This window comes from Periweissella cryptocerci, from assembly GCF_004358325.1.
In the GTDB taxonomy this organism is placed as follows: domain Bacteria; phylum Bacillota; class Bacilli; order Lactobacillales; family Lactobacillaceae; genus Periweissella; species Periweissella cryptocerci.
In genome coordinates this window covers 148,890-161,438 of the sequence record NZ_CP037940.1, presented here as the reverse complement: position 1 = coordinate 161,438, position 12,549 = coordinate 148,890, and the positions used below count along the sequence as shown (strand labels likewise).

Sequence of the window (12,549 nt, the reverse complement as noted above, 5' to 3'; positions counted from 1 at the left end):
TGGGCTGCCTGAATCTAATGAAATTATGAAGGTGCCGGTCGGGCTACCTGAATGCAATGAAATTATGAAGGTGAATTCACTTATGACACAAGTAAAAGTACGAAAAATTATTGTTGGCGTTGTGGCCGCTGTGGCAATTATTGCCGGCGGAGTAACGTATGTTAAAGCTCATGATGGAAAATCATCATCCGCGATTACCATTGGCTCAGTAACGAGTGATGCCGATATTTGGCGCCACATTGCCCAAACACCCCAAGCTAAGAAGTTAGATTTAAAAATTAGTGTTAAAGAATTCACGGATGGCGCAACGTTAAATACCGCGACGGCGAATGGCGAAATCGACGTCAATGCCTTCCAATCATATGGTTACCTTGATGCCTTTAACAAAACCCATCCCAACACGCCCCTAGTTAACTTAGGTACGACATACCTCGAACCATTGGGAATCTACTCAAGTAAGTACAAGGCGGTTACCGACATACCAAATGGTGCGAAAATTGCGGTGGCAAAAGACCAAGCTGATGAAGCGCGGGGACTACGCTTGTTAGCAGCGGCTAAGCTAATTACGTTGTCACCGAAATTCACGGCATTATCTGGTTTAGAAGCAATTACTAGCAATCCCCATCACTTTAAATTCCTCGAAATTGATGACACAACTGGTCCACGATTATTGCACGACGACAGTATTGGGGCGGTACTGATTTCTAATTCAGTATCACAAGCAGCGGGGTTGAACGTGTTAAATGACTCAATTTTCTATGAGCATGTTGATAGCCACACAACGGCTAACATCAATATTTTAGCAACGGCCAAGAAGAATGGTGATAATGAAAGCTACAAGAAATTAGTTAAGTTATACCACGACAAAACGATCCAAGCGTATGTTACTAAGGAATACAAAGGCACGAAAACCGAAGTGCAAAAACCAGTTAGCTACTTCGATACGCAAAAATAAGCGGATTTACGATTACAACAAGCTGATAGTGAGGACAATTAACCATGTGGTGAAAGTGGCCTCGCTATCGGCTTGTTTGCGTTTAATGGTGTCGTGATTTCAGGTGTCCGCGAGTAGGATTCTGTGCGAGAACCACAATGGCACGCGCAAAATATGATATTATTAAAGTGAATATATTAGCGTATTTAAAAAAGCAATATTGGTTAGCTAAAGGCGTCCTTTGGCTAATCTTGGAGAGGGGGAAAAGTGGATATTACACAAATAATCCAAGCACTAATTCAGTTCGTCATGAATCCCATTGATTTGATGACAAACATTACCAATAATTATTCACAATATGCGTATTTGATTGTCTTTGTCTTAGTATTTTTGGATAATAGTTTTGTGTTTTTTGGTTGGATTCCGGCGCAATCACTCGTATTTATTATGGGAACCTTGAGCGCACAAATGAATAATAATCTTAATCCCATTATTTTGTTAATTGGCTTCATAATTTCGGCCCAGTTGGGTAATATCATTAAATACTACTCTGGTCGGCGAATGGGACCGATTAAAAGTCAACGGATTGCGGATTCGACAGACCTGGTGATGGAGCACGAAATTGTGGCGCTGACCCTTAGTAATTTTATTCCCGTGATTGGTTTGTTAGTACCAATTGTGGCGGGACGTGAAAAATTATCATTTAAGCGCTTTGCTTATCTTTCGCTGTTAGGTGAAGTCCTTTGGGCCGCAATCATTACTGCCCTAGGTTTCTTCTCAGGTCATTTGCAATTGGTAACCAAACACTATGCGATAATCGTGGCGCTATTAGCAATTCTGCCTTTTATCGTAACAATGTTATGGCAATTCTTAAAAGAAATCTTCAGGGTTTTGCGAAAAGATACCGAGCAAACAAAATAAGTACATTCTGTGGTACGTGAGTAGTCTTAAACAAAACTACAGAAATGCGAATACTATGCTAGCATAAATAGGAGTCTGGCAATGGTGTTGTGGGGTCTTTTTGTGCTCGTTAAATTGTAAGATGTGTCGTCAATTTTGACTGGTTGACTAGCTAACTAAGCAGGAATAAAGCTAGCTAACACGAAGCTATTGGTTCACACATTTTTAGCAGTAAATAGACAAAATTAACTAATCAGACAATTTCACTTGTTAAATGTAAGCGTCGTATTGTATAATAGAAGAACTGAAATTTTACGACCTTCAAATCGTAATGATTCTCAGAATCTATATTTGAAATGATGGTGATGTTTATGACTGATAATAGTCAAACTCGTGTCGTTGTAGGTATGAGTGGTGGTGTTGACTCATCTGTTGTGGCTGCGGTTCTTAAGGACCAAGGTTATGATGTAGTCGGTGTCTTCATGAAGAACTGGGACGATACTGATGAATTCGGTGTCTGTACGGCGACCGAAGATTACAAGGATGTGGCAAAGGTTGCATCTCAACTCGGAATTCCTTATTACAGTGTTAACTTTGAAAAGGAATACTGGGATCGTGTCTTCACTTACTTCTTAGACGAATACAAGAAGGGTCGCACTCCAAACCCTGACGTTATGTGCAACAAGGAAATCAAGTTCAAGGCATTCTTAGACTATGCTTTGGAATTGGGTGCTGACTACGTTGCTACTGGTCACTACGTGCAAGTAGAACGTGACGAAGCTGGAACTGTGCACATGCTCCGTGGTGCTGATGATAACAAGGATCAAACATACTTCTTATCACAACTCTCACAAGATCAACTTCAACAAGTTATGTTCCCAATTGGTAACATGGAAAAGGCCGAAGTTCGTGCCATTGCTGAAGAAAAGGGTCTCGCAACTGCTTACAAGAAGGACTCAACTGGCGTTTGTTTCATCGGTGAAAAGAACTTCCGTGAATTCTTAGGTAACTACTTGCCAGCTAAGCCTGGTAAGATGATGACTTTTGATGGCGTTGAAATGGGACCTCACGCTGGCTTGATGTACTACACAATCGGCCAACGTAAGGGTCTTGGTATCGGCGGACAAAAGGAATCAGACGAACCTTGGTTTGTTGTGGGTAAGGACTTAGCTACCAACACATTGTATGTTGGTCAAGGCGAAGATAACCCACACCTTTACGCAACGCACTTAGAAGCTTCAGACGTATCATTTGTTACGAATGAAGATCGTGGTTTAGAATTCCACGTAACCGCTAAGTTCCGTTACCGTCAAAAGGATACTGGCGTAACTGTTAAGTTGAACGCTGACAAGGCGGTTGCTACTGTAATCTTTGACGAACCTGTTAAGGCAATTACCCCAGGTCAAGCAGTGGTCTTCTATGATGGTGCCGAATGCCTCGGTTCAGCGATTATTGATCGCGCCTACAACGAAGCAACTTTGCTCCAATACGTTTAAGCATTAATAAACACAACAATTAATTAGGGGCTGAGCATAGATGGCTCAGCTCCTTTTTTAGAAACACTAGCTAAATTTTCCAAATAAATCCAACAATATCAAGCATTTTTGCGAATGCTGACACGCGTTTGTGGTAAGATTAGACAATAAAAATACGGCGGGTTGAACTTAAATACGCGTACGTAAAGAGAAAGTTGGATATTAAAGATGGAACATGGATTTGTTAAAATTTGGGATGAATTAAAAGGTTTTGGTTACATTGAAATTACTGGTCAAGATGACGTGTTCGTGCACTTCTCTGGGATTATCAATGACGGTGGTTTTAAGAAGTTAGCCGTTGGCGATTACGTGGAGTTTGTGGTGGTTGAAGGAATTCGCGGTCCACAAGCAGCGCAAGTGCACGTGATTGATGCACCTGTTGAAACTGAAGCAGAATAATTACTAATTCGGAGGTCTGGCATGAATTTCGAGGAGAAAGTCATTAAGCATGAGCCCAAGTTTAACGGGCATATTATCGATGTCGAAGTCCAAACGGTGGAATTACCGAACGGACAGACGGCGGTTCGCGATATTGTCCACCACGTACCTGCAGTAGCAGTGTTAGCGATTACGCCTGATAACAAGGCGCTAATTATGCAACAATGGCGGACAGCCTTACAAAAGGTGACCTACGAAGTACCCGCGGGTAAATTAGATGCGCGCGATACGAATCCGTTGCATGCAGTCGTACGTGAGTTAAACGAAGAAACACGGATGCAAGCTGGCCACATCGAAGAAATTAGTTCATTCTATTTGGCATCAGGTTACTCAGACGAATTAATGCATCTGTATTTGGCAACTGACTTAACACCGGTTGCTGATGAATTACCACAAGATTTTGATGAAACGTTGAACGTGCAAGCATACTCACTCGATGAGTTAGCCAAGCTCAATGAAGCGGGGAAATTAGATGATTCTAAAACCCAAATTGCTTATTGGTATTGGCAAGCCAATGCTGCCCGTGTGAAAGGAATGCTCCATGGATAAGAAGCCAACAATGAGTCGTGAAGAATATCGTCGTCGCAAGGAAGGGACTTGGGACAACCAACCCACAGAACCAGTCCATACGATGAACGATGGCCGTTTCGTTGATGAAAATGGTGAAATCCACCCGGGCGAATCACAAGACGTTAAAACTAAACTGCGCAAAAATCGCAAACTTGAAACCGATGCTTTTGGCGACTTAACTGTTAAAGGTAAAGAACAACGCTTAAAACGTCGGTTAAACATTGCCATCATCGTCTTATCACTTTTAATTATTGCCACTTACTTAATCTTACGTTTTGTTGGATAGGCTGTGAGTCACTGGAGACGCAGCAACAGAAAAAGGGGAACGCAAACATGAAATACGGAATTATTAACGCTATGCCAGAAGAAATGGTCGTGCTTGAAGCCGCCATGCAAAATGAAGTTGTCACGGATATCCATGGCATCAAATTTCACGAAGGCACGATTGCTGATCAAGCAGTGGTCGTCGTTGAATCTGGAATTGGCAAAGTCCAAGCTGGTTTAACCACCGCTTTATTGATTACCAACTTTGACGTCGATGTAATTATCAACTCAGGTTCAGCTGGTGCCATTGGTGGTCGCTTACAAATCGGGGATGTAGTTGTTTCAACGGAAACGGCCTATCACGATGTCGACGCTACCGTCTTTGGTTATGTTTATGGGCAAGTTCCACAACAACCAGCTCGTTTTGTAGCCGATAGTGACTTAATCCGTAAAATCATGGCCGCCGCTTCAACGGCTGGTTTGAATGCTGTTAAGGGCTTAATTGTCACGTCTGACTCATTCATCGCTAGTGCTGAACAAGTTAACCACATCAAGGAATTTTTCCCCGACGCTCTTTCCGCTGAAATGGAAGGTGCCTCAGTTGGACAAGTTGCTACTCAATTTGGCGTACCATACGTCGTTGTACGCGCAATGTCTGACAATGCAGATTCCGATGCTGGGGTAACTTTTGACGAGTTTATCGTTGATGCTGGTAAACGTTCCGCTAACATGTTGCTTGCACTCTTCAAAGCTGAACAAGCCGCAAACAAGTAAGCAAAAGTGGTTCTGTTAATGTATGGCAACTGACACTCCGTTAGTTTGTAGGTATCTTAAGCACGCTTGCAAATGAGGTGGGCGCCAAATAGCCACACATAAGACTCAACCATACAATTTCTAGGAAAAACGTAGCGCAAGTGTTTTGCATTTGTAATGGGTTTAATAGGGACCTAGAAATTCATGAAGGGAACGCTAAAAAAATGAAAGAAGTATCATTAGGGAACAACTTAGTCTATCTTGATAATGCCGCAACAACGCCAATGGCCGAGGAAGTCATTACCGAAATGATGGACAAAATGCAAAATACGTTCGGGAATGCGTCTTCAACGCACACTTTTGGTCGTGAAGCGCATACCATTTTGGAAAACGCCCGCCACACTATTGCCCGGTCAATCAACGCCCGTGACGACGAAATCGTCTTCACTTCTGGGGGTACTGAATCAGATAACACGGCGATTTTGGAAACTGCCGAAGCCCGTAAAGACTTAGGCATGCACATTATCACCACGGCTATCGAACACAAGGCCGTAATCCAACCGCTTGAATGGTTGGAAACTAAGGGCTATGAAGTAACTTATTTACCCGTTGACGAAAACGGTGTAATTAGCCTCGCTGACTTCAAGGCGGCTTTACGTGACGATACCATCTTGGTTTCAATTATGACTGGTAACAACGAAGTCGGTTCACACATGCCAATTCGGGAAATCGGTGAAATTTTGGCCGACCACCAAGCATGGTTCCATACCGATGCCGTACAAGCTTATGGTTTGTTGGACATTGATGTAAAACGCGACCACATTGACATGATGTCAACGTCAGCCCACAAGATTAATGGTCCTAAGCAATTAGGCTTTCTCTTCCGTCGCGATGGTTTAATCTTCCCATCATTCTTAAAGGGTGGTGATCAAGAAGAAAAGCGCCGTGCTGGGACAGAAAACATCCCCGCAATTGCTGGTTTCGCTAAGGCTGTATCAATCATTACACCAATGGAAAAGAAGCACCGCCAAGAAAAATACGCAGCGTTTAAGCAACGGGTTTTGAATGGTTTAGCTGAAAATGGTGTTGATGTGGCAGTGAACGGCTCATTAACCGCCGATAACTTGCAGCACGTCTTGAACATCTGGATTAAGGGTGTGTCAACGTACATCATGCAAACTAATTTGGACTTGGGTGGTATTGCCATCTCTGGGGGTTCAGCCTGTACTGCCGGCTCCCTCGATCCATCTCACGTTCTGACCGCAATGTACGGTGAAGACTCACCACGCATCAGCGAATCAATTCGCTTAAGCTTTGGCCGTTACACAACAAATGAGGACATCGACAAGTTTATTGCCAATGTTACGAAGACTGTTAAGCGGTTGAAGAAGTAATCCAATATAATGAAAAGGCTATGACTGATTTTTCAGTCATAGCCTTTTTTCGTTCTGATGTGGGATTGAATATAATTGGCCACTACGTGCCGGCAAATTACTTGGCGCACCACGCTGGAAGCAACCTCCCAAGCCAAAGTGCGGTCTTGGGAGGTTCGGATAAGCTGGGACTCTAAGGAATAAATTCCTAAGAGTCCTCATCTTATCCTCAGCGGAAATATGTGCTGCACACATATTCCCCCAGTCGCGGTGTAAAGGCTGCGCCCGCCAAGCAATTTACCGGTACTCCGTTAGTTAGTGATAATTCTCAGATTAGCGAAAAAGTTGTTGTTTAGAGTTATCATATGTAAAACAGTACTAATCAAAATTGGTTCGTGAAATCGATATACTATTGATATAGCATGTCGATTTTTTTGTATCTGCGTTTTCACTACGCCACATTATTGGTGCTTGAAATATTACTATCAGACAATTCGTGGGGTGCAGATTTAATCAAATCGGCTATCACTTGATTTTGTGATGTGCTCAAACTAGTGCCTAAAGTATATTCTCTGGTGGGGCATGTGCGTATTCTTAAACAAAAGTACCGAAATGAGGGTCTGCGCAAGAATAAATAGACAGTAATTTATCATAACGAAAAAGGGCTAGGGCATAAATTAGGCAGCCGGCAAAATAAGCCGGATTTCTCCTTATCTTAGGTAGAAATCCAGCTTATTAACGAGCAAAAGACTGCAAACGGTGATATAACTCACTTAATTCATCACTACACTCGTTTTTGCTCGCTATCGCTGACAAGTTAAGTTTCATTATAGCAAGGTTGCGAACCGCTTTTTGTCTCACTTCCTTTTTTCGCTATTTTGCAAACATGCATTGTTCCGGCTATATTTAGCCTAGCGTGGGATTGTCGTTTCTGTGGTTGGCAATTGTTTTTCCCTAGTTTGAGAATTAGTACTAACTAACGGAGTGGCAGTAATTTACTGGCACGTAGTGGGCAAGTTTATTCAATCTAACGTCAGACGGAATAGGGCCAAACTGGTAACTCATCCTAGCGCTCGCATCATAAATACATTTTTGTAAACTGCTCCAGCATATTTTCATGCATGGTCACTAAATCATTAGCTTCCAATTGGCAAAAGATATTCAACGCCGATTGGATTTTTTTGCGTCCGCCGGGTTCGTCAGTTTTTAACAAAAATAAGCCGTCGAAGAACAAACGGATATTTCGTTCGAGTAAATCTTCTTGGCGTAACTTTATTTGCTGGAGGGTACTCAAACATTGGTGTGCCACAGCAAATTGCTCATTTTGTAGTAAAACGGTGATGATATTAATGTACAATCGAAAAGTTTCGTTGCCGTAGTTTTGAATGGAGGAATACATTTCTAATGTGTGTGCGAGCCGATTGATAACCGTTAATACCAGCGGTAAATCAAAGATGAAAATACAATTATTGAATAATACAATTTCGTAGTGTGTCCACGTTTCGACGTGGTTTAGATAAGTACTAATAAGCCGTTGAGATGCTAGTGAGTCGGAATTATCCAAGCGTGAAATCATAATCTTGCATAATGCAAATAAGTGCGTGAATTTTACATTTTGGGACTGTTGTTGGGTGATTAGGGCTAGATCTGTTTGCAAGCCATCAATACTGTGTTGCTGAAAATGCAGCTTCATGCGATGCATAATTTCGGGAAAGGCAGCATGCGAATAACTAGTTTGAATGCGTAAAAACTCCTCGTGAGCTACACATAGATTTTCCAAAAGGCCATTAAACTTCGTGACTGAAATATCAATTTTATCGTTAACAAAGCGATTGTAATTAGATTTTGAAAGCACATCTTGGCAGACTTCTTCAATCGTCAAACCTTTCATCTTGCGAATTTGGTTGATCGTTTCTCCATTGTTCATAAGCTTCTCCTCATGATTGACAAATGTGGAATGACTTAGTGCTACATTACGGGATTTTGTGAATAAATATATTTGTGGGCTGAAACGTGCAAATGTGCACGTTTTTGAAACGATAACACGGTTTATGCCTATTATCAAATTATATTTTAACGGGAAAGGAGGAGTTGCCGTGTGGTATTTATTGATTTTAGAGTTTTAGAAAGGAGGCTTGTGACATTATGATCATTCATCTTGCCAACGGTTTGAATTTATTTTTCATCTATTATCCAATTGTGATGTCATTTATCTGGCTCGTGGGGGCGTTGTTTTTTAAATTAACGCATGCTCCCGCGAAACTTGTGTTAGTTAAGCCACCAAGTGTTGCCGTAATTGTGCCTGCTTATAATGAGTCCGCGACAATTATCGAAGTTGTCACGGCACTATTGAAACTAAACTATGCCAATTATCAATTAATTTTAGTTAATGACCAAAGTACCGACGATACGCTTGCCAAAATGCAGCAATTACAGCTTTTACACGGGGAAAACCGGATTCAAATCATTGACTTACCGCAAAATGGGGGTAAAGCACGTGCATTAAATGCCGCACTATCTATGATTACCACTGACTATGTGTATGTTGTTGATGCAGATGCTAGTACTCATCCGGATGCCTTAATGTGGCTAGTTCAGCGGATGGAAACGACACCAGCGCTAGGGGCAGCGACTGGGCGGCCAATCATTCGTAATCGGACATCAATCTTGGGGCGGGTGCAGACGCTCGAGTATCTGGGGATTATCGGTAATATCAAGGAAGCGCAGTCGTTTTATTTTCAACAAATTATGTCAATCTCAGGGGTATCGGCGCTGTATCGGACACAGGCATTGCAAGCAATTGGCGGCTTTGATGTTCAGGCAATGACCGAAGACATCGATGCGACTTGGCGCCTATATGCTGCTGGCTGGTTAGTTGGTTATGAACCACGCGCGTATACGTACATCTTGGGTCCCGAAACTATGCGGGGGCTGTTTCGGCAACGTTCACGGTGGGCAGTTGGGGGATTAGAAGTGTTGCTTAAGCAATTGCGGACTTTTACGCGGCAACGGTGGCAAGGTAAAGCGATGTTATTAGACATGCTGGCGGGGCACCTTTGGATGTGGTTATTTGTAATTTCGATTGTACAGTACGTCGAAACGTGTGTATTAACGCAACAATTGCATTTGGATGGGATTGTCGTGAGCATCTATATGGTGTGTGGCTTGTTGCAATTCTACGTGGGCATGTTACAGTTTCGGTCCTCCGTGCAAATTACGTTAGCGGATTTAAGTGTGATACCGGTGTATATGTTTTATTACTGGCTCTTGAACGCAATGGCGGCATTGGCAGCTGAGTTTACGCTCTTGTTTCACAAAAGTGGGAACGGCAAATGGGCAAGCCCAGATCGAGGATTATAGTTATGAAAAATATCATTATTCGCAAAAAACGTAATTGGGGACGTTATTTGCTTGAAAATACAATCATTGGGGTAATGTGGCTGATAGTCAGCCTATGCCTTGGTACCGTGGTGCTATTTGTGAGTGGGGTATACAGTGACAGCTTAGTCACCGTATGCTTGCTAATAAATGTTGATACCTATGCCTTAGTCCAATTAACACAAGCTATTTTCTGGTTACTAAGCGCATTAACGGTCTTTGCATTTATTAGCATCGGGCGACAATCTGGGGGAGTTTAATTAATTTTGTAATATGTATCAGGCAAGTTATCAGATATTGGGGAGACAGATTTTGAAAAAATTCATGATAATTATTGGCCTTGTGTTGTTTCTAGTCGGGGTGTTAGTCATTGAATTAGTAAGTGCCGCGCAACAAATTCAACAGGCAGCTAAAACCCAGCCAAACTATAGCAACACGAAGGCGTTTAGGAGCAGCGAAAACGGCATTGTAGTACTATGTTATCACCGGATTCTCAAACAAACTGACACCGTCAAAATGGCCGAACAAATTAGCCAAGACGCGCAACTGCAAACATTCAATGTCCCCGTAAATGAATTTGCTCACGAAATGCGTTATTTAAAAAGTCAGCATATTCCAGTGATTTCACCGTCGGAAATGCTCAAACTAGTGCATGGGGGTAAGATTAACCGGAAATATGTGGTTATTACCTTTGACGACATTGATCGGACAGTAATTGAAAATGCTGTGCCAATCTTGAAACGGTATCAATTTCCGTATACGACATTTATTATTACCGGCCAAACGCGCCAATATTTGAACGGCTCGGAAATGACGCCGTGGAGTGAATTGCAGGCAAATTATAATCCAAGTTATGTCACAGCAGGGTTACACACTAACGACTTGCACTATCTGCGCCATAACAAACCAATTTTGGCCGACAAAACACAATTCTCAACGTTCACACAAGATTACCGGCAAAGTCAAAAAACGCTCGCTAAAATGTTGACCGGCGAACCGGCGCATTTTTTTGCCTATCCATATGGTTATGGGGACCAGCGGATGTCTAATTACTTGCTGCACCATGGGATTCGGGGGATTTTTATGTTGAACAGTGGTATCGTCACTGCCAAAACCAATCCTGCCAAAATCCCACGGACAGTCGTTACCAAAGACAATTGGGCAAGCATTCACGGCTGGCTAGCAAGGGGGCAGCATGAGCAAAACTAGAAATCCTAATTTAGATGTTATTCGGTGTTTAGCCGTGCTCCTAGTAATCGTAATTCACTTTTTCTTGAACACCAAGTTCTATGATGTCACCATCAATTCTTGGCAACTGGAAATCATGGTTGGTATGCGGACAATTTGCATGATTTGTGTGCCATTGTTTATGTGTTTAACGGGATATCTCATGCACGAAAAAGAATTATCCTGGGAATTCTATCACAAATTGTGGCCGACCCTTAGTGTATATTTACAATCCTCAGCGTTGATATACTTAGCGCGGATTGGGATATTTCGTGAGCGCCTATCTTTGGCTGATGGCGTTCTCGGAATCTTTAGCTACTCGACGGCACCGTATGCATGGTACGTGGAAATGTACATCGGGTTATATTTATTAATTCCATTTTTGAATATGATTTGGCAGGGCTGTCAGACGCGTGGCCAACATCAGTTGTTAGTCGCGACTTTTGTCATATTATGTATTCTGCCAACGTTCTTGAATATTTTCGGTAAAATGATTCCCGATTATTGGGTAACGCTGTATCCATTGGCATATTACTTTTCGGGGGCGTACATTCACACGTATGAGACCGAAGTAACGCAAATCCCGCTTCGATTGGTGACATTAATGATTGTGTTACTGAGCGTGATGCACAATCTGAATGCTAGTGCTGGTCGTATTTTTCAATGGCTCCCAATGAACGACTTTGGTAGTTCAGAAATTTACGCCCTAACTATTGTGATATTTGTGGGGATTTTAAAAGCTCGGCTTCCAAAGACAATCGGCGATATCGCCAAATATATTGCGCCATACACGTTTGCAATGTATCTGGTTTCGTATATTGGTGATCAATTAATTTATCCGATCTTCATGAACTGGTTCAAAACGGAAAGCGCCATGCTCGCATGGATGGCAGTGCCAATTTTACTAATTTTCATTGGATCACTATTATTAGCGATTGCGCAGAAATTATTTTGGCAGCTGTTGCGGGTTTGTTTGGACAAGTTCTGGCAAAAGTACCAAGTTTTGTGATGTAGGGCGGCGTGTACAGAATACAATGTTGACCAGTATCATATGGAAATGGGGTTAAAAATTCCGGTTCTAGTTATTCTAGCGTGGGATTGTCGTTTCTGTACTTTGCAAATATTGAATTACTACGGTTCTATTGGTTCTCAGTTTTCATGCTATTGCGATCTATGG

13 protein-coding genes are annotated in these 12,549 nt (G+C 42.2%); 12 read left to right on the top strand and 1 reads right to left on the bottom strand.

Features of this window, described 5'->3' with window-relative positions; genetic code table 11:
- Positions 1–82 precede the first annotated feature (82 nt).
- The 8 genes from EQG49_RS00755 (at position 83) to EQG49_RS00720 (ending at position 6,788) form a co-directional block, all read left to right on the top strand.
- On the top strand, positions 83–955 hold the full coding sequence (locus tag EQG49_RS00755) for a MetQ/NlpA family ABC transporter substrate-binding protein (protein WP_133362164.1): 873 nt from the start codon (positions 83–85) through the stop codon (positions 953–955).
- Positions 956–1,201: 246 nt separating this feature from the next.
- The gene (locus EQG49_RS00750; protein WP_133362163.1) at positions 1,202–1,855 is read left to right on the top strand and encodes a DedA family protein; all 654 of its coding nucleotides are present in this window, start codon (positions 1,202–1,204) and stop codon (positions 1,853–1,855) included.
- Between the two features lie 350 nt (positions 1,856–2,205).
- Entirely contained in the window at positions 2,206–3,330 is a 1,125-nt protein-coding gene (gene mnmA / locus EQG49_RS00745; RefSeq protein ID WP_133362162.1) for a tRNA 2-thiouridine(34) synthase MnmA, read from the top strand.
- A 207-nt stretch (positions 3,331–3,537) separates the two neighbouring features.
- Positions 3,538–3,768: a cold-shock protein gene (locus EQG49_RS00740; protein ID WP_133362161.1), complete on the top strand. Its 231-nt coding sequence runs from the start codon at positions 3,538–3,540 to the stop codon at positions 3,766–3,768.
- A gap of 21 nt (positions 3,769–3,789) precedes the next feature.
- Positions 3,790–4,356, top strand: a complete 567-nt coding sequence (locus EQG49_RS00735; RefSeq protein WP_133362160.1) for an NUDIX hydrolase — start codon at positions 3,790–3,792, stop codon at positions 4,354–4,356.
- Positions 4,349–4,663, top strand: coding sequence for a hypothetical protein (locus tag EQG49_RS00730; protein WP_133362159.1), 315 nt, complete (start codon positions 4,349–4,351; stop codon positions 4,661–4,663). The genes EQG49_RS00735 and EQG49_RS00730 overlap by 8 nt, the downstream gene beginning before the upstream one ends.
- Before the next feature lie 47 nt (positions 4,664–4,710).
- The gene (locus tag EQG49_RS00725) at positions 4,711–5,415 is read left to right on the top strand and encodes a 5'-methylthioadenosine/adenosylhomocysteine nucleosidase (protein WP_133362158.1); all 705 of its coding nucleotides are present in this window, start codon (positions 4,711–4,713) and stop codon (positions 5,413–5,415) included.
- Positions 5,416–5,618: 203 nt separating this feature from the next.
- On the top strand, positions 5,619–6,788 hold the full coding sequence (locus EQG49_RS00720) for a cysteine desulfurase family protein (protein ID WP_133362157.1): 1,170 nt from the start codon (positions 5,619–5,621) through the stop codon (positions 6,786–6,788).
- A gap of 1,057 nt (positions 6,789–7,845) precedes the next feature.
- On the opposite strand, the gene EQG49_RS00715 is transcribed toward EQG49_RS00720, so the two are convergent.
- Complete coding sequence (locus EQG49_RS00715) at positions 7,846–8,694, bottom strand: Rgg/GadR/MutR family transcriptional regulator (protein ID WP_133362156.1); 849 nt, start codon at positions 8,692–8,694, stop codon at positions 7,846–7,848.
- A 218-nt stretch (positions 8,695–8,912) separates the two neighbouring features.
- Here EQG49_RS00715 and EQG49_RS00710 point away from each other — a divergent pair, with 218 nt between their 5' ends.
- The 4 genes from EQG49_RS00710 to EQG49_RS00695 are packed head-to-tail and all read left to right on the top strand — an operon-like array spanning position 8,913 to position 12,381.
- Positions 8,913–10,127 carry a glycosyltransferase family 2 protein gene (locus EQG49_RS00710; RefSeq protein ID WP_133362155.1) on the top strand — a complete coding sequence of 405 codons (1,215 nt, stop codon included), beginning with the start codon at positions 8,913–8,915 and terminating at the stop codon, positions 10,125–10,127.
- A 2-nt stretch (positions 10,128–10,129) separates the two neighbouring features.
- Positions 10,130–10,405 (top strand): hypothetical protein, encoded by a 276-nt coding sequence (locus tag EQG49_RS00705; RefSeq protein ID WP_133362154.1) that lies wholly within the window; start codon positions 10,130–10,132, stop codon positions 10,403–10,405.
- Between the two features lie 52 nt (positions 10,406–10,457).
- Complete coding sequence (locus tag EQG49_RS00700) at positions 10,458–11,354, top strand: polysaccharide deacetylase family protein (RefSeq protein ID WP_165964699.1); 897 nt, start codon at positions 10,458–10,460, stop codon at positions 11,352–11,354.
- Positions 11,341–12,381 (top strand): acyltransferase, encoded by a 1,041-nt coding sequence (locus EQG49_RS00695; protein WP_133362152.1) that lies wholly within the window; start codon positions 11,341–11,343, stop codon positions 12,379–12,381. Before EQG49_RS00700 ends, EQG49_RS00695 begins: the two co-directional genes overlap by 14 nt.
- Positions 12,382–12,549: the final 168 nt, after the last annotated feature.